A 17,833-nucleotide genomic window follows, 5' to 3' on the forward strand; every position below is an offset into this window, starting at 1 on the left:
CATGCCTGCTATCCCTCTCGAACATGGTTTAGCCGTCGCCGGCATCCTGTTCTGCCTTGGTCTGGTCGGCCTGATGGTCCGCCGCAACATTTTGTTCGTGTTGATGAGTCTGGAAGTGATGATGAACGCCTCTGCACTGGCCTTCATCGTCGCGGGCGCCCGCTGGGCGCAACCGGATGGACAGATCATGTTCATCCTGGTGATCAGCCTTGCAGCCGCCGAAGCCAGTATTGGCCTGGCGATCCTGCTGCAACTGTATCGCCGCTTCCACACGCTCGATATCGACGCTGCCAGTGAGATGCGCGGATGAACCTACTCTTTCTGACTTTCGTATTCCCTCTGATCGGGTTCCTGTTGCTGTCGTTCTCGCGCGGCCGCTTCTCGGAAAACCTGTCGGCGCTGATCGGTGTCGGCTCCATCGGCCTGTCTGCCATCGTCGCGGCCTACGTGATCTGGCAATTCAACGTCGCGCCACCGGAAGGTGGCGTCTACACCCAGGTGCTGTGGCGCTGGATGTCGGTGGAAGGTTTCCAGCCTAACTTCGCGCTGTACCTGGATGGTCTGTCCGTGACCATGCTCGGTGTGGTCGTCGGTGTCGGCTTCCTGATCCACCTGTTTGCATCGTGGTACATGCGTGGCGAAGACGGTTACTCGCGCTTCTTCTCGTACACCAACCTGTTTATCGCCAGCATGCTGTTCCTGATCCTGGGCGATAACCTGCTGTTCATCTACTTCGGTTGGGAAGGCGTGGGCCTGTGCTCGTACCTGTTGATCGGTTTCTACTACAGCAACCGCAACAACGGTAACGCCGCACTCAAAGCCTTCATCGTCACCCGTATCGGCGACGTGTTCATGGCAATCGGCCTGTTCATCCTGTTCCAGCAACTGGGCACGCTGAACGTCCAGGAGCTGCTGGTGAAAGCGCCTGAGCACTTCAAGGTCGGCGATTTCTGGATCGTGCTGGCGACCCTGATGCTGCTGGGTGGTGCGGTCGGTAAATCGGCGCAACTGCCGCTGCAAACCTGGCTGGCGGACGCGATGGCCGGCCCTACCCCGGTTTCGGCACTGATCCACGCCGCAACCATGGTGACTGCCGGTGTCTACCTGATCGCCCGTACCCACGGTCTGTTCGCCCTGGCGCCGGACATCCTGCACCTGGTCGGCATCGTCGGTGGTGTGACCCTGGTACTGGCCGGTTTCGCCGCACTGGTGCAAACCGACATCAAACGTATCCTCGCCTACTCGACCATGAGCCAGATCGGCTACATGTTTCTGGCGCTGGGCGTTGGCGCCTGGGAAGGCGCGATCTTCCACCTGATGACCCACGCCTTCTTCAAGGCCCTGCTGTTCCTTGCTTCCGGTGCGGTGATCGTTGCCTGCCACCACGAGCAGAACATCTTCAAGATGGGCGGCCTGTGGAAGAAACTGCCGCTGGCCTACGCCAGCTTCATCGTCGGTGGTGCCGCTCTGGCCGCCCTGCCGCTGGTGACCGCAGGTTTCTACTCCAAGGACGAGATCCTTTGGGAAGCGTTCGCCAGCGGCAACCACGGTCTGCTTTACGCAGGTCTGGTCGGCGCATTCATGACGTCGCTGTACACCTTCCGCCTGATCTTCATCGCGTTCCACGGTGAAGCCAAGACCGAAGCTCACGCCGGCCATGGCATCGCTCACTGGCTGCCGCTGTCGGTGCTGATCGTGCTGTCGACCTTCGTCGGCGCCATGATCGTTCCACCGCTGCACGGCGTACTGCCGGAAAGCGTTGGTCATGCCGGTGGCGAAGCCAAGCACAGTCTGGAAATCGCCTCGGGCGCCATCGCCCTGGCCGGTATCCTGCTGGCGGCCCTGCTGTTCCTTGGCAAGCGTCGCTTCGTGACTGCGATCGCCAACAGCGGCATCGGCCGTCTGCTTTCGGCCTGGTGGTTCGCTGCCTGGGGCTTCGACTGGATCTACGACAAACTGTTCGTGAAGCCGTACCTTGCGATCAGCCACATGCTGCGCAAAGACCCGCTCGACCAGACCATCGGTCTGATCCCGCGCATGGCCAAGGGTGGTCACACTGCCCTGAGCCGTACCGAAACCGGTCAACTGCGTTGGTACGCTGCTTCGATGGCTGCTGGTGCCGTGTTGGTCATCGGCGCTGTCGTGCTGGTAGCGGTCTGATATGAACCTTGCGAATTTGCGAAAGGAAACGAGCCCGTCATGATTCTGCCTTGGCTAATCCTGATCCCCTTCATCGGCGGCCTGCTGTGCTGGATGGGTGAGCGCTTCGGCGCTACCCTCCCCCGCTGGATTGCGCTGTTGACCATGACCCTGGAACTCGCCCTCGGCCTCTGGCTGTGGGCCCACGGTGACTATTCATTTGCTCCGGCGCCTGGCGCCGATCCGACCTGGGCGCTTGAGTTCAAGCACGTCTGGATCCAGCGCTTCGGCATCAACGTGCACCTGGCCCTCGACGGCCTGTCGCTGCTGATGATCCTGCTGACCGGTCTGCTGGGTATCCTGTCGGTACTCTGCTCGTGGAAAGAGATTCAACGTCACGTTGGCTTCTTCCACCTGAACCTGATGTGGATCCTGGGCGGCGTTGTCGGCGTGTTCCTCGCCCTCGACCTGTTCATGTTCTTCTTCTTCTGGGAAATGATGCTGGTGCCGATGTACTTCCTCATCGCGCTCTGGGGTCACAGTTCTTCGGACGGCAAGAAAACCCGGATCTACGCGGCGACCAAGTTCTTCATCTTCACTCAGGCTTCCGGCCTGATCATGCTGGTGGCGATCCTGGGTCTGGTCCTGGTCAACTACAACAGCACCGGCGTGATCACCTTCAACTACGCCGATCTGTTGAAGACCAAGATGTCGATGACCACCGAGTACATTCTGATGCTCGGCTTCTTCATCGCCTTCGCGGTCAAGCTGCCAGTGGTTCCGTTCCACTCCTGGCTGCCTGACGCTCACGCCCAGGCGCCGACTGCAGGTTCCGTCGACCTCGCCGGTATCTTGCTGAAAACCGCGGCCTACGGTCTGCTGCGTTTCGCCCTGCCGCTGTTCCCGAACGCATCGGCCGAATTCGCGCCGATCGCCATGACCCTCGGTCTGATCGGGATCTTCTACGGTGCGTTCCTCGCTTTCGCGCAAACCGACATCAAGCGTCTGATCGCCTTCTCGTCCGTTTCCCACATGGGCTTCGTACTGATCGGCATCTACTCCGGCAGCCAACTGGCACTGCAAGGTGCCGTGATCCAGATGCTGGCGCACGGTCTGTCGGCAGCCGCACTGTTTATCCTCAGCGGTCAGCTGTACGAGCGTCTGCACACTCGTGACATGCGTGAGATGGGCGGTCTGTGGTCGCGTATCGCTTACCTGCCGGCGATCAGCCTGTTCTTCGCAGCCGCCTCCCTGGGTCTGCCGGGCACCGGTAACTTCGTCGGCGAGTTCCTGATCCTGATCGGTACGTTCGCCAGTGCTCCATGGATCACCGCGATTGCCACCTCCGGTCTGGTGTTCGGTTCGGTCTACTCGCTGATCATGATCCACCGCGCTTACTTCGGTCCGTCCAAATCGGATTCGATCCTGCACGGCATGGACGGTCGCGAACTGATCATGGTGCTGGGCCTTGCGGTACTGCTGATTTACCTCGGCGTCTACCCGCAACCGTTCCTCGACACTTCCGCCGCCACGATGCATGGCGTGCAGCAGTGGCTCGGCACCGCCTTCACTCAACTCGCTTCGGCCCGGTAAGAGCGCTATGGAATTCACGATTCAACACTTTATTGCGCTTGCGCCACTGTTGATCACCAGCCTCACCATTATCGTGGTGATGCTGGCAATCGCCTGGCGCCGCAACCACTCGCAGACCTTCCTGATTTCGGTGGCGGGTCTGAACCTGGCCTTGCTGTCGATCCTGCCAGCGCTGAAAGTCGCGCCTCTGGCCGTGACTCCATTGCTGCAGATCGACACCTTTGCCTGCCTGTACATGGCGCTGATCCTGGTAGCCACCCTCGCTTGCGTCACCCTCGCCCACGCCTACCTCGGCGATGGCGGTTCGGGTTACCCGGGCAACCGTGAAGAACTGTACCTGCTGATCCTGATGGCCGCCGCCGGTGGCCTGGTTCTGGTCAGCGCGCAGCACCTGGCCGGCTTGTTCATCGGTCTGGAACTGCTGTCGGTGCCGGTCTACGGTCTGGTGGCCTACGCCTTCTTCAACAAGCGTTCGCTGGAAGCCGGCATCAAATACATGGTGCTGTCGGCCGCCGGCTCCGCGTTCCTGCTGTTCGGTATGGCGCTGCTGTACGCCGACTCGGGTTCGCTGAGCTTCGTCGGCATCGGTCAGGCACTGGCCGCGACCGGCCTGCCAAGCTCGCTGGCGCAACTGGGCCTGGGCATGATGCTGATCGGTCTGGCGTTCAAACTGTCGCTGGTACCGTTCCACCTGTGGACGCCGGACGTGTACGAAGGTGCTCCGGCACCGGTGGCTGCGTTCCTCGCCACCGCGTCGAAAGTGGCCGTGTTCGCGGTAATGGTTCGTCTGTTCCAGATCTCCCCTGCCGCAAGCAGTGGCGTGCTGAGCAACGTGCTGACCATCATCGCCATCGCCTCGATCCTGTTCGGTAACCTGCTGGCCCTGACCCAGAGCAACCTCAAGCGTCTGCTCGGTTACTCCTCCATCGCGCACTTCGGCTACCTGCTGATCGCACTGGTGGCGAGCAAGGGTCTGGCGGTGGAAGCCATCGGCGTGTACCTGGTCACCTACGTGATCACCAGCCTCGGCGCCTTCGGCGTGATCACCCTGATGTCCTCGCCGTACAACGGCCGTGACGCAGACGCGCTGTACGAGTACCGCGGCCTGTTCTGGCGCCGTCCGTACCTGACCGCCGTACTGACCGTGATGATGCTGTCCCTGGCCGGTATCCCGCTGACCGCTGGCTTCATCGGCAAGTTCTACATCATCGCCACCGGTGTCGAGTCGCACCAATGGTGGCTGGTAGGTTCCTTGGTACTGGGCAGCGCCATCGGCGTGTTCTACTACCTGCGCGTGATGGTCACCCTGTACCTGATCGAACCGAACCTGCGCCGCCACGACGCCCAACTGCACTGGGAACAGAAAGCAGGCGGCGTGATGCTGCTGGCGATCGCCCTGGTGGCGTTCTTCCTCGGCGTCTACCCACAACCGCTGCTGACCCTGGTTCAGCAATCGGGCCTGGCGGGCTGATCGCTCAGCGATAGTTGGCTACAAACAGAAACGGCACCTTCGGGTGCCGTTTTTGCGTCTAAACCGTCTTGAGTTTTTTCACCATTGGCACGCAAGCCAGTTGCAGACCTGAAGGCGATTGGTAGATCGCACTCCCCTCCCCGACGTAACCGCAGCGCCGATAAAAATCAGCGGCATTCAACGTCGCATCCAGACAAACCTCTGTCAGTCCCAGATCCTGTGCCAGCGCTTCCAGAAAGTGCAGCACACGCTTACCCAGACCGCGCTGCATGAAATCCGGATGGATGAAGATTGCGCCGATTTCGCGGTGCTCCAGATCGAGCATGCCGGTTGCCACGGGCTCCCCCTCAACGCAACCCAGATAGAAATGCTTTTGCATGAGCGTGTCATAACCGTCTGCCGCCGAGCCTTTTGTCCAGTCGAGCATTTGCTGCTCGCTGTAGGGACCGATGCATTGATGCCGGATCGCCAGTCGCCGAATCTCGAACGCTATCCCGGCATCGACCGGGGTGGCTCTTTTGATTTCGAACATTTCTCCCTCCTTGAGCCATGTGCGGACAGGCAATGAAAAAGCCCCGTCCATTTCTGGCGGGGCTTTGGGTAACACGTCATTGACCAGACATGCATGACCTTATGGCCCGCCGGAAGCGGTCATAGAGAAGCACATCATGGTCATTCGGTGTTGGGCAGTCATGGCTGGATAGTGCTGCGGATTGTTCCGACGAGTCAATCGCAAGGCTCTTCCCTAAACAGTCGAACGCTCCCACCACACTGCCCGACTCGTCCTACAAGTGTTTTTACGATCGGTGACTACCGTTGAAAAGGGGGCGAAAAGGATGGCCTGGAGGCCTTGACCAATTCGATCATCGGGACAAAACTATACGCAGGTAACGTACAGAACATGGATGCTCTTTTTATCGAATTACCCGCGTTCCAGAAGCACCGGGACGATTACCTGGATGATGACCTGTTTCGCAGCTTTCAGTTGGAGCTGCTGAAAAATCCTGAAGCGGGCGACCTCATCGAAGGCACGGGCGGGCTACGTAAAATTCGCTTCTGCGACCAACGACGCGGTAAGGGCAAGCGCAGCGGATTACGAGTGATTTATTACTGGTGGTCTGGTTTCGACCAATTCTGGCTGTTCACCGTGTACAGCAAAAACGAGCAAGACGATCTGTTGCCTTCCCAGAAAAGAGTCTTCAAACAGGCGCTGGATACAGAAATCAACACGAGAACCCAAATATGAAACGTGACATTTTTTCCGAACTGATGGAGGGCCTTGAGGCTTTGGCCGACGAGCGCCAAGGCAAGGTCACCCTTCGCACCCACAAAGTCCAGTTACCCAAACTATTGCCGATCACTGCCGAGGAAGTTGTTGCGATCCGCCAGCAACTCAACCTCTCCCGGTCAGTTTTCGCCATGTACCTGCGAACCAACACTCGAACCCTCGAAAACTGGGAACAAGGTCGAGCAACGCCAAATGCCCAAGCGACGACACTCATTCGACTAGTCGAGCGTTTTCCACAAACGATCGACCACCTTGCGGCTCTGACCTGACTTCCGGGATCTAACAAAATTGTAATTCCCCAATCACCTCCCCGTTATCCGCAGCCTGCAACGATGTCACCCGGCGACTCTCCCGGCGGGCCCTTGTCCGTCGAACAATAAAACCCACGCCGAAGCTCGTTCCCGTTCTGCCGAACCCAAGGAGTGATTGATGGTTAACAACACAAAAATGTCGATGGCCGCTCTAGCAGTGGTTGTCGGCGCCGGGCCGTCCACGGTGTTTGCAGAAGAAAACCCCGAAGGGTTTATCGAAGGCAGCAGCCTGACGGTGCTCAACCGTAACCTCTATTTCAACCGTGACCACCGCAACGGCCAGTCCAGTCCGACGGGCAATGGTTATTCCGAAGCCTGGGCCCACGGCATCATCGGCAAGTTCGAATCCGGTTTCACCCAGGGCACCGTCGGGGTCGGGGTGGATGCATTTGCGATGATCGGCCTGAAGCTCGACACCGGTGACGGCCGCAACGGTGGCCGCAGTTCGTTCGACGTGTTGCCGGTCAACAGTAACGGTGAGGCGCGGGACGAATACACCAAGGTCGGCGGCGCCGCCAAAGTGCGGGCCTTCGATACGGTGGTGAAAGTCGGTGATGTGTTCCCGGCCAACCCGGTGGTCGCGGCAGGCGATTCGCGGTTGCTGCCGGAAAGCTTTCGCGGTGTGACCGCGACCAACACCAGCATCGAAGGTCTGTCGATCCAGGGCGGCCGGCTGCATGCGATGAGCCAACCGGTGTCCAGCGACCTGCGCGAAAACTTCGCGACCTTCTATGCCGGGCCGGTCAACTCGCCGTGGATCGCTTACGGTGGCGGTGATTATGCGCTGAATAAAAACCTCAGTTTCAGCCTGTATTCCAGTCGCCTGAAAGACGCCTGGAACCAGTACTACGCCGGCACCGCCTGGACGTATCCACTGTCGGATGACCTGTCGCTGTTCGGCGGCCTGAATTACTACAAGGCCGTCGACGAGGGCAAACAGTTGCTCGGCGAGTTCGACAACAACATCTGGAGCGGCCGCGTCGGCGTGAAACTCGGCGCCCACTCCGTCGCCCTCTCCCACCAGCGCAACAACGGCAACGACGACTTCGATTACCTGCGTCAGTCCGACTCGATCTTCCTCGATAACTCCATCCAGTACAGCGACTTCAACTCACCGAAAGAGCGTTCGTGGATGGTGCGCTATGACCTCGACATGACCACCTATGGCGTGCCGGGTCTGTCGTTCATGACCCGTTATGCGCGCGGCAGCGACGCCGATTACTCCAACGCCAACGCCGTGTACATGCGCCGCGATGCCGAGGGCAATCCGCTGACCGACCAGAAGCGCTGGGAACGTGACATCGAAGTCAAATACGTGGTGCAGAGCGGTTCGATGAAAGATCTGTCGCTGCGTCTGCGCCAGGCCACCACCCGCGCCACCGCATTCGAGTCGGATCTGGATGAAGTGCGGGTGATCGTCGAATACCCGCTGGCGATTCTCTGAGTTTCACGAGCAATGCCCATTCACCTTTAGAAGCTCCTGGCTCCTTTGGTAAGAGGTGAATCTTTGGCGTCCTTCGGGGCGCCTTTTTTATGCCCGAAAAAAAGCCCGACTCACTGAACATGAACCGGGCGTTTCAGCGGGAATTAACGTTAACCACCCTGCTGACGGCAATTCCCCATCACGTTGTAAGTGACCGTATTGAGCTGCCCCTTGGAGTCCTCGTAAGTCATCGCAGCCGGCACGACCGCGCATTCATTTTTCGGCCGGACAACGCTCACCACCTTCTTCACATCCAGCTTCATTCCGTACTCGTATTCCTTGACCACCGGCGCCGCTTTGCCCTGATTGGCCGCGTACTGCTCCATGGCTTTGGTGTTGGCGCTGAGCGCCCGGTCGAACGTTCTGTCGCCACCGCCTTCTGCCAACGCATTCAAGGACATCGCCATGACAGCGGTAAACGCCAACAGCTTTAGAGTTTTCATATTCGTTTCCTTCAAAACACGACTCATAAAAAAGCCCACCATCGATGCGCGATGACGGGCTCATTCACTGGCAGCACGCTTACAGGTCTTGGGTCTTGTCGTCCTTCTTGTCGTTCACGACGACCGGATCACGGGCCTTTTCCTTCGCAGCAAACACCTCCATCGAGCGCTCATTGGCGGCCATCATTCGGTCGAAAGTGCGGTCGCCGCCACCTTCGGCCAACACCAGGGAAGACATCATCAGAGCCACGGCAAACGCGCCAATCTGTGCAAGTTTCATCATTGATTCCTCATTCAAGTCACTGACGGGATCAAGGTAACAATCCGAACCTTTCGTGACGGTGGCGCCGAAATTACATATCCGTTATGTAGAAAGGCCCGCAATCGCGGGCCTGTTGTTGAGGCAAAAAGTGACTAAACCGCAGTAGGCGCTTCCTCGTCCCGACGATGCGCCAGCTGATACAACGCCGGCAGGATCAGCAGCGTGAGAATGGTCGAGGACAGGATTCCGCCAATCACCACCGTCGCCAGCGGTCGCTGCACCTCGGCCCCGGTGCCGGTCGCAAGAGCCATCGGAATGAAGCCCAAAGACGCCACCAGCGCCGTCATCAGCACCGGACGCAATCGCGTCAGCGCGCCTTCGTGAATCGCCTCGGAGAGCGAGCGCCCCTCCTCCCGCAAGTTTCGGATAAACGCGATCATCACCAACCCATTCAGCACCGCCACGCCGGACAGCGCGATAAACCCGACACCCGCCGAGATCGACAGTGGAATGTCCCGCAGCCACAGCGCCATGACCCCGCCGGTCAGCGCAAACGGAATCCCGGTGAACACCAGCAAGCCGTCCTTGAGGTTGTTGAACATCATGAACAGCAACCCGAACACCAGCAGCAACGCCACCGGCACCACGATCTGCAAGCGCTTGGCCGCCGATTGCAGTTGCTCGAACTGCCCGCCCCAGGTGGTCCAGTAACCCGCCGGCACCTGCACGTCGCGCTCGATCACTTCGCCCGCTTCGGCAACGAAAGAACCGATGTCGCGCCCACGCACGTTGGCGCTGACGATCACCAGGCGCTTGCCATTCTCGCGGCTGACCTGATTCGGCCCCAGCACCAGATCGAGGCTGGCAACGTCCTTCAGCGCGATGAAACCGATCTGACTGGAAGCGTCACCGCCAGCTGCAGGCACCGGAATCAGCAGCGCCGACAACCCGTCGATGTCCTTGCGCATGGCGTCGGACAAGCGCACCACCATGTCGAATCGGCGGTCACCTTCATACAGCGTCCCGGCCTTCTGCCCGCCGACGGCCACCGCAATGGTGTCCTGCACATCGCCAACGTTGAGGCCGTAACGCGCGGCCTTGTCGCGGTCGATGTTGATGGTCAGCACCGGCAGACCGGTGGTTTGCTCGACCTTGACCTCGGACGCACCGTCGACCTTCTGCATCGCGGCGGCAATCTTCGCCGCCGTGGCGTTGAGCACGTCCATGTCATCACCGAACACCTTGACCGCCACGTCGCTGCGCACGCCGGAGATCAGCTCGTTGAAGCGCAACTGGATCGGCTGCGACAGTTCATAGTTGCTGCCCGGCAGTGTTGCCGCGGCCTGTTGCAGTTCGGCCATCAGGGTTTCGCGGGACTTGCTCGGGTCCGGCCATTGCTCTTTCGGCTTGAGCATCACGTAGCTGTCGGAGATGTTCGGCGGCATCGGGTCGGAGGCGATTTCCGCAGTGCCAGTGCGGGCGAATACACGCTCGACTTCCGGCACTTTATTGAGGATCAACGTTTCCAGCCGCTGCTGCATGTCCACCGATTGCGTCAGGCTGGTGCCCGGCACGCGCAGTGCCTGCAAGGCAAAATCGCCCTCACTGAGACTCGGCACAAACTCGCTGCCCATGCGGCTGGTGACCACACCGCTGAGCACAATCACACCCAGCGCCGCGCCGACCGCCATCGTCCGATGGGACATGACCCAGTCCAGCGCCGGTGCATAAACGCGACGGGCGCCGCGCATCACCACGCCCTCTTCTTCCTTGACCTTGCCGGTCACGAACAGCGCAATCGCCGCCGGCACAAAGGTCACGGACAAGAGCATGGCGCCAAGCAATGCGATGACCACGGTGAATGCCATCGGGTGGAACATTTTCCCTTCGACGCCGCTCAGGGCGAAAATTGGCAGGTACACCACCATGATGATCAACTGACCGAAAATCAGCGGGCGCCGCGCTTCTTTTGCCGCCGCAAACACTTCATGGAAACGCTCGGATCGCGTCAGCAGTCGCCCGTGATGCTGCTGCGCATGGGCCAGCCGGCGCAGGGTGTTTTCGACGATCACCACCGCGCCGTCGACAATGATGCCGAAGTCCAGCGCGCCGAGGCTCATCAGGTTGGCGCTGACCTTGTTGCTGAACATGCCGGTGAAGGTGAACAGCATCGACAGCGGAATCACCATCGCCGTGATCAGCGCGGCGCGGATATTGCCGAGGAACAGAAACAGGATAGCGATGACCAGAATCGCGCCTTCGACGAGGTTTTTCTTCACCGTGGCGATGGCCTTGTCGACCAGATGCGTACGGTCGTACACCGGCACCGCGATCACGCCGGCGGGCAACGACTTGTTGATCTGTTCGAGCTTGGCGGCGACTGCCTGGGAGACCGTGCGGCTGTTTTCACCGATCAACATGAACACCGTGCCGAGCACCACTTCCCGGCCATTTTCCGTGGCGGCGCCGCTGCGCAGTTCGCGGCCGATGTCCACGGTGGCGACGTTCTTTATCCGTATCGGCGTGCCGTCGACGTTGGCCATGACGATGTTGGCGATGTCCTCGGTGCTCGCCACTTGCCCCGGCGCGCGAATCAGCAATTGCTCGCCGCTGCGCTCGATGTAGCCGGCGCCGACGTTGGCGTTGTTGCGCTCCAGCGCCGTCACCAGATCGGTGAGGGTCAGCTTGTAGGCCGCGAGTTTTTTCGGATCGGGCGCGATCTGATACTCCTTGGCAAAACCGCCGATGGTGTTGATCTCGGCCACGCCTGGGACATTGCGCAGTTGCGGCTTGATGATCCAGTCCTGAATCACCCGCAAGTCGGTCGGCGTGTAGGGCGTGCCGTCCTCTTTCAGCGCGCCTTCCTTCGTTTCGACCGTCCACAAAAAGATCTCGCCGAGACCGGTGGAAATCGGCCCCATGACCGCTTCTACGCCCTCGGGCAATTGCTCCTTGGCCGACTGCAACCGCTCGTTGACCAATTGCCGGGCAAAGAACAGATCGGTGCCGTCCTTGAAGATCACCGTGACCTGGGACAACCCCGAACGCGACAGCGAGCGCGTCTGCTCCAGCGCCGGCAGGCCGGCCATCGCGGTTTCAATAGGGAAAGTGATGCGCTGCTCGGTTTCCAGCGGCGAGAACCCGGCCGCGCCGGTGTTGATCTGCACCTGGACGTTGGTGATATCGGGCACGGCGTCGATCGGCAGTTTCTGATAACTGGCGATGCCGAGGCCGGCCATGAGCAGAACGGCGAGCAGCACGATGATGCGCTGCTCGATGGCAAACTGGATCAGGCGTTCGAACATGGGAGTCTTCCGCGATTAATGACTGTGCTCGGCCGAGGCTTTGCCCAGCTCCGATTTGAGGACGAAGCTGCCGGCGCTCGCGACTTGCACGCCAGGCTCCAGTCCGGCGATGACTTCCACCTGACCCGCCGCGCGACTGCCCAGCTCCACCGCTTGCGCCTTGAAGCCGTCGTCGGTGCGCACGAATACCGTGGGTTTGTCCTCGACGGTCTGGATTGCGGTTTCCGGTACGGCGACTTTGGCCTGACGGCTGTCGGTGGCGACCAGCGCGGTGACAAACAGGCCGGGACGCCATGAGCCTTGCGGGTTTTCCAGGGTGACGCGCACGGTCGCGGTGCGGGTCTGTTCGCCAAGCAGGCTGCCGACGTAGGCCACGGTGCCGCTGACTTCGGCGTTCAACTCCGCCGCGCTGACGGTGACGGATTTACCCACTTGCACCTTGTTCAGATCCTTGGGTGAAACGCCGAACGTGACCCACACCCGCGACAGATCCGAGAGCGTGAACGCCGCCGTGGTTTCGTCGACCACCTCGCCCGGCGTCAGGTGTTTTTCCACTACCACACCGTCGAACGGCGCCCGCAGTTCATAGCGATTGCCACCGGTGGCGACCACGCTACCACTGAGCACGCTAATCTTTTGCCGGGCATTGCTCACGGCGATTTCGGCTTCTTCCAGGGCCTGACGTGCCTGGAGGAAATCCTGTTCGGCGGAGATCTTGTCCTGCCACAGTTTCTTCTCGCGCTCGAACGTCGTGCGGGCCAAAGCCAGACGACGTTGCGCGGCTGCCTGCTCACTGCGTTGATCGGAAATCTGCTGACTGGCGATCACGGCCAGCAACTGGCCTTTCTTTACCGACTGCCCGAGATTGACCGACACCGACTCGACCACGCCCGGCACACGCGGTACGACGTGTGCGGTACGGTCCTCGTCGAAGCGCACTTCGCCGGGGAATGACAGACCGAGGTTGAAGTTCTGCGCCTGGGCGGCGGCCAGATGAATCCCCGCCGCCGCGATCTGCTCGGCCGTCAATTCGATGTGCCCTTCTTCGGCGTGCTCGCCGTCAGCAGCGGCGCCTTCTTCGGCGTGATCGGCGTGTTCCGCCGCTTCATCGGCATGCGCATCGATAGACGCATTGCCGCTCCACATCGAGCCGAGGCCAATGCCCAGCGCCAAGGTCGCCGCAGCGACCACGATCAGTTTTTTGTCCATGGAAACTCCTCTGCGCCAAACCATCGCGCAGTGATCAGAAAGTTGAAATTCAAGGGTTGGCGCTGAGGTCGCCGAAGATGCGTTCGATGCGGACCCGGGCGTCGGTCGCCTCGCTCACCGCCTGGATGTATTGGCTGCGAGCGGCGATCAATGTGCGCTGGGCGTCGAGCACGTCGAGGAAGCCGAACTTGCCCATTTCGAAACCGCGAGTGGCGCTGTCGACCGCACTTTGCGCGGCGGGCAGGATGGTCCGGTCGAACGCCTGGATTTCGCCATTGGCGGTTTGCCATTGCGCCAGCGTGGTCTGGATTTCCGTGCGCAAGCGCAGTTCGGTGGCGTTGCGCAGGTCCCGCGCCTGATCGGTACGCCGCGCCGCCGCCAGCACGTTGCCCTGATTGCGGTTGAACAGCGGAATCGGCATCGACAGCCCCACCATATTGACCCGCTCGCGCTCGGTTTCGCTGTACTGGCTGCCGATGCTGACGGTGAGATCGGGAATCCGCTGGGACTTTTCCAGCTCCAGCGACGCCTCGCGCTGGTCGATCTGCAACCTGGCCAGGCGCAGCTCCGCCGTCTCGTTCAGGCGCTCAAGCAAACGGGTGGGCGGCGGTACGCTGGGCAGGCTTTGAGTCGGGCTCTGCACCGTGGTCGACGTCGGCAACGGTGCGCCCATGACCTGCGCCAGTTGCTGGTACGCATTGGCCTGATCGCGCTCGGCGCGGCTCAATTCCAGGCGCACTTCCGAGAGCTGTACTTGCGCCCGCGTGCCTTCCACCGGCGACGACTTGCCCGCCTCGATCCGCCCCTGCGCCACACGCAAACCGTGCTCGGCGAGTTGCAGCGACTGCCTGGCCAGTTGCAAGCGTTGCTGCGCGGTCTGTGCGCCGTTGAACGCTTGAAGCACGTCGGCGCGCAGTGCGTTGCGCTTGCGCTCCAGCTCGATGCCGGCGGCATCCTGCGCACGACTCGCCACATCAATCCGCGCGCCACGCTTGCCGCCCAACTCGATTGGCTGGCTGAGCATCACCGTGGTGGTGCGCGATTCGCGCCGGGTGTCTTCGGCTTCCCACGACACCTCAGGGTTGGGGATCAGCCCGGCCTGCTTGCGGTCGCCCTCGGCAATGCCGATTTCCCACTGTGCGGCGGCCAGATCCGGGTTGCCGGCGAACGCGGTTTGCAGCGCCTGATCCAGCGTCAGAGTCGATGCACTGGCAAGACTGGTACAGGCCAGCAACAAGAGGCCGCTGGCGGTTTTTTTCAGGCGTGATCGCGCCGTCAGTTCAATTAAACCGGGCAATGGAAGGCTTCCTTCAATCAAGAATCGTTGATGGCGCCACGGTAGGGTTTTGAACTTATCGACAAGGTGACGTGAACATTACAAATCCGTTATCCACGGTTTATCGAAGTTGTTTTGATCTAGGATTCGAAGTTCGAATGGCTTTGCTGCAATAGATAGAAACAAATGCGCGTTAGTTATCCGCCGAACAGTACTTGCCGAAATGGAAGTCATGAAAAACCAACCATTTCGCTGCGACAGGCTGTCGCGGATGGCCGATTTAAAGGCCTCAGGCGTTGACTCTGTAGCCACTACAGCCTTTACCGTGCACGCCACTCAGTTCCAAAGTCCGTCAGGAAGTCCCTGCAAAAACTGCAACTTCCAGACTCACTTGTTTAAATACCCATTCATTAAAAGTGGTGAAACATCATGCGAATCCTTGTCGTCGAGGACGAGCTTAAAGCTGCCGAATACTTGCATCAGGGCCTGACCGAAAGTGGTTATATCGTGGATCACGCGGTCAATGGCGCGGATGGTTTGCACCTGGCGCAACAACAGGTTTATGACCTGATCATTCTCGATGTGAACCTGCCGGAACTCGACGGCTGGAGCGTGCTGGAACAACTGCGTCGCACCCACTCCACCCGGGTGATGATGCTCACCGCACGCGGGCGGCTGGCGGACAAGATCCGCGGTCTGGATCTGGGCGCTGATGATTATCTGGTCAAGCCATTCGAGTTCCCGGAGTTGCTGGCGCGAGTGCGCACATTGATGCGGCGCAGTGAAAACATTCCGGTGCCGCAGGTGCTCAAGGTCGCCGATCTGGAACTCGATCCGGGCCGTCACCGGGCCTTTCGTGGCACCCAGCGCATCGACCTGACCACCAAGGAATTCGCCCTGCTGCACCTGCTGATGCGCCAGTCCGGCGAGGTGCTGACCCGCACCCAGATCATCTCGCTGGTGTGGGACATGAATTTCGACTGCGACACCAACGTGGTCGAAGTCTCGATCCGCCGCTTGCGAGCGAAGATCGACGACCCGTTCGACAGCAAACTGATCCACACCCTGCGCGGTGTCGGCTATGTGCTGGAGGCGCGGGAATGAAGCCGGCCAGCCTGTCGCTGCGGCTGGGTCTGACGGTCAGCATTCTGGGTGCATTGCTGGTGGTGTTCCTGGCGATCCTCGCGTATTTCGCCCTGACCCATGAGCTGAATGCGTTGTCCCGGGACAGTCTGGAAAAGAAGATGGAACAGGTCGAGCACAGCCTGACGCTGTACTTCGACACCGGCGAGATCAGTGCCAAGCCGCACATTCTGCTCGATCAGGTCATGGGGCATGACAACCTGACGCTGACCATTTATGACCTGAACTACCTGCGCACCCCGCTGCTCAAGTCCGGTTCGGGCCTGACCGATCCGCGGGTTGAACTGAAAGCGGTACGGGCGACGACCGATCAGTTGACCCACACTGACAGCGCCGATGCCGAAGGCGCGAAGTTTCTCACCGTCTCCAAGCTGATTCGCCTCAAGGACGGCAGCAACGTACCGGTGCTGCTGTCGATGGATAACGCCCACGATCAGGCCTTGCTCAGTGCTTATTTGCGCTCGACATTGATGGCTTTGCCGTTGCTGTTGGTATTCATCGGCCTGACCGCATGGGGCGCCGTGCAGCGAGGGCTGGCACCGCTGCGCGAGTTTCGCAAAGTGGCGGCGCGAGTGACGACGCAGGATCTCGATCATCGCCTGTCGGTGCTGAACATGCCCCAGGAACTCAGCGAACTGGCGCAGGGCATCAACGTCATGCTCGATCGCCTGGACAGCGGCGTGCAACAGTTGTCGCAGTTCTCCGATGACCTGGCCCACGAACTGCGCACGCCGATCAACAACCTGATGGGCAAGGCCCAGGTGACGCTGTCGCGGGAGCGCTCGGTCGAGGAATACACCAATGTTCTGGTGTCCTGCACCGAAGAGCTGGAGCGCGTCGCGCGGATTGTCTCGGACATGCTGTTCCTGGCCCAGGCCAGCCAGCCTGCGGCGCACGCCTCGTTCGAGCCGATTGCGCTGGAGCAAGAGGCGTCCAAGGTGGCGGATCTGTTTTCTCTGACGGCGCAAGACAAACAGATCGATCTGAAGGTCATCGGTAGCGCTCAGGTGTCGGGCGACCGGCTGATGATTCAGCGAGCGATTTCCAATCTGCTGTCCAATGCCCTGCGCCACTGCCCGTCCGGCAAGACCGTTTCGCTGTTCATCGAACAGGCGCCGAACGAGGTGTCGTTGCGGGTGAGCAATCCCGGCACAGGCATCGAAGCGCAGCACCTGCCGTATCTGTTCGACCGTTTTTACCGGGTCGACAGCAGCCGCACCCGTTCACAGGGCAGTACCGGTCTGGGGCTGGCCATCGTGCATTCGATCATGACCTTGCATCAGGGCAGCGCGCAGGTTCAAAGCCGTCCGGGGGCGATGACGGTATTCAGTCTGGTGTTTCCTGTCATGCACCGGGTACGGCACTAAACCTTCAAGCCGATTTGTGCGGTGTTTTCTCAAACCTCATAGGAAAAATCACCGCACAAGTGCTGCATCCTTCCCCGTAAATCCTTCAGTACGAATTTGCGTCTTCCCCGCGCTGAAACGTCTGACAACGACAACAGACAGAACGCCTCAAACCGCTGATTCCTTTCGCTTGGTTCGCCCGTTGCTACGCAGTGCTGCCCCCCCAGAAACACGTCCGCCCGGCGTCAATTCACGTTTTATCAGTACGTATTTCGACACCGCTGAAACCCGCGCCTGGAAACGTCTGGACATTTTTGACCCCGCCCTCACCGCCCTTCTAGATTCGGCCCGTGCTTGCAACAGCACTCCCAAACAACAACCAAGGAGCAACATCATGGGCTACATGGGCAGCTTGAACGCAAACCCTATCGATGAACTGGAAGAGCAGGAAGCCCCCTCGCCAGAGCAGATCGAAGCGCTGCAACTGACCGAGGAAGAACAGGCGGAACTCAACGCCGAGTGACAGAACCCGCGGGGGCCTTGCGCCCTCGCGGGCTTTCCAGG

16 protein-coding genes are annotated in these 17,833 nt (G+C 60.3%); 10 read left to right on the forward strand and 6 right to left on the reverse strand.

All coding sequences use genetic code 11. The features are described 5' to 3' along the window. The first annotated feature begins 1 nt into the window (after nucleotide 1). From nuoK to nuoN, 4 genes are read left to right on the forward strand one after another with little or no spacing between them, the layout of a single operon-like run. Nucleotides 2–310 (forward strand): NADH-quinone oxidoreductase subunit NuoK, encoded by a 309-nt coding sequence (nuoK, locus tag M5G18_RS05980; protein WP_003180046.1) that lies wholly within the window; start codon nucleotides 2–4, stop codon nucleotides 308–310. Then, nucleotides 307–2,160 (forward strand): NADH-quinone oxidoreductase subunit L, encoded by a 1,854-nt coding sequence (nuoL, locus tag M5G18_RS05985; protein ID WP_007951463.1) that lies wholly within the window; start codon nucleotides 307–309, stop codon nucleotides 2,158–2,160. The genes nuoK and nuoL overlap by 4 nt, the downstream gene beginning before the upstream one ends. Nucleotides 2,161–2,199: 39 nt before the next feature. Next, entirely contained in the window at nucleotides 2,200–3,732 is a 1,533-nt protein-coding gene (gene nuoM / locus M5G18_RS05990; protein ID WP_007951464.1) for an NADH-quinone oxidoreductase subunit M, read from the forward strand. Nucleotides 3,733–3,739: 7 nt separating this feature from the next. Continuing rightward, on the forward strand, nucleotides 3,740–5,203 hold the full coding sequence (gene nuoN, locus M5G18_RS05995) for an NADH-quinone oxidoreductase subunit NuoN (protein WP_007951465.1): 1,464 nt from the start codon (nucleotides 3,740–3,742) through the stop codon (nucleotides 5,201–5,203). 58 nt (nucleotides 5,204–5,261) lie between these two features. On the opposite strand, the gene M5G18_RS06000 is transcribed toward nuoN, so the two are convergent. After that, nucleotides 5,262–5,735, reverse strand: a complete 474-nt coding sequence (locus M5G18_RS06000) for a GNAT family N-acetyltransferase (protein ID WP_273899063.1) — start codon at nucleotides 5,733–5,735, stop codon at nucleotides 5,262–5,264. 369 nt (nucleotides 5,736–6,104) lie between these two features. On the opposite strand from M5G18_RS06000, the gene M5G18_RS06005 reads away from it, so the two are divergent. From M5G18_RS06005 to M5G18_RS06015, 3 genes are all read left to right on the forward strand, one after another. Then, the gene (locus tag M5G18_RS06005) at nucleotides 6,105–6,449 is read left to right on the forward strand and encodes a toxin (protein WP_096822369.1); all 345 of its coding nucleotides are present in this window, start codon (nucleotides 6,105–6,107) and stop codon (nucleotides 6,447–6,449) included. Further along, on the forward strand, nucleotides 6,446–6,760 hold the full coding sequence (locus M5G18_RS06010; RefSeq protein WP_007951468.1) for a helix-turn-helix domain-containing protein: 315 nt from the start codon (nucleotides 6,446–6,448) through the stop codon (nucleotides 6,758–6,760). The genes M5G18_RS06005 and M5G18_RS06010 overlap by 4 nt, the downstream gene beginning before the upstream one ends. A 160-nt stretch (nucleotides 6,761–6,920) precedes the next feature. Next, the gene (locus tag M5G18_RS06015) at nucleotides 6,921–8,246 is read left to right on the forward strand and encodes an OprD family porin (RefSeq protein ID WP_273899062.1); all 1,326 of its coding nucleotides are present in this window, start codon (nucleotides 6,921–6,923) and stop codon (nucleotides 8,244–8,246) included. Nucleotides 8,247–8,395: 149 nt separating this feature from the next. Here M5G18_RS06015 and M5G18_RS06020 read toward each other — a convergent pair whose 3' ends face one another. The 5 genes from M5G18_RS06020 to M5G18_RS06040 form a co-directional block, all read right to left on the reverse strand. Beyond that, nucleotides 8,396–8,728 (reverse strand): DUF2790 domain-containing protein, encoded by a 333-nt coding sequence (locus M5G18_RS06020; RefSeq protein WP_273899061.1) that lies wholly within the window; start codon nucleotides 8,726–8,728, stop codon nucleotides 8,396–8,398. Between the two features lie 79 nt (nucleotides 8,729–8,807). After that, nucleotides 8,808–9,008: a co-regulatory protein PtrA N-terminal domain-containing protein gene (locus M5G18_RS06025; RefSeq protein ID WP_273899060.1), complete on the reverse strand. Its 201-nt coding sequence runs from the start codon at nucleotides 9,006–9,008 to the stop codon at nucleotides 8,808–8,810. Between the two features lie 134 nt (nucleotides 9,009–9,142). After that, complete coding sequence (locus M5G18_RS06030; protein ID WP_273899059.1) at nucleotides 9,143–12,295, reverse strand: CusA/CzcA family heavy metal efflux RND transporter; 3,153 nt, start codon at nucleotides 12,293–12,295, stop codon at nucleotides 9,143–9,145. 15 nt (nucleotides 12,296–12,310) lie between these two features. Further along, nucleotides 12,311–13,504, reverse strand: a complete 1,194-nt coding sequence (locus tag M5G18_RS06035; RefSeq protein ID WP_273899058.1) for an efflux RND transporter periplasmic adaptor subunit — start codon at nucleotides 13,502–13,504, stop codon at nucleotides 12,311–12,313. A gap of 49 nt (nucleotides 13,505–13,553) precedes the next feature. Further along, nucleotides 13,554–14,801 carry a TolC family protein gene (locus tag M5G18_RS06040; protein ID WP_273899057.1) on the reverse strand — a complete coding sequence of 416 codons (1,248 nt, stop codon included), beginning with the start codon at nucleotides 14,799–14,801 and terminating at the stop codon, nucleotides 13,554–13,556. 408 nt (nucleotides 14,802–15,209) lie between these two features. On the opposite strand from M5G18_RS06040, the gene M5G18_RS06045 reads away from it, so the two are divergent. The 3 genes from M5G18_RS06045 to M5G18_RS06055 all read left to right on the forward strand — a co-directional run bounded on the left by M5G18_RS06045 (nucleotide 15,210) and on the right by M5G18_RS06055 (nucleotide 17,792). Continuing rightward, entirely contained in the window at nucleotides 15,210–15,884 is a 675-nt protein-coding gene (locus M5G18_RS06045; RefSeq protein WP_007951475.1) for a heavy metal response regulator transcription factor, read from the forward strand. Continuing rightward, nucleotides 15,881–17,290 carry a heavy metal sensor histidine kinase gene (locus M5G18_RS06050; RefSeq protein WP_273899056.1) on the forward strand — a complete coding sequence of 470 codons (1,410 nt, stop codon included), beginning with the start codon at nucleotides 15,881–15,883 and terminating at the stop codon, nucleotides 17,288–17,290. Before M5G18_RS06045 ends, M5G18_RS06050 begins: the two co-directional genes overlap by 4 nt. Nucleotides 17,291–17,663: 373 nt before the next feature. Next, nucleotides 17,664–17,792, forward strand: a complete 129-nt coding sequence (locus tag M5G18_RS06055; protein ID WP_007951477.1) for a hypothetical protein — start codon at nucleotides 17,664–17,666, stop codon at nucleotides 17,790–17,792. Nucleotides 17,793–17,833: the final 41 nt, after the last annotated feature.

The sequence above is a fragment of the Pseudomonas aphyarum genome, assembly GCF_028657055.1.
GTDB classification, from domain to species: domain Bacteria; phylum Pseudomonadota; class Gammaproteobacteria; order Pseudomonadales; family Pseudomonadaceae; genus Aquipseudomonas; species Aquipseudomonas aphyarum.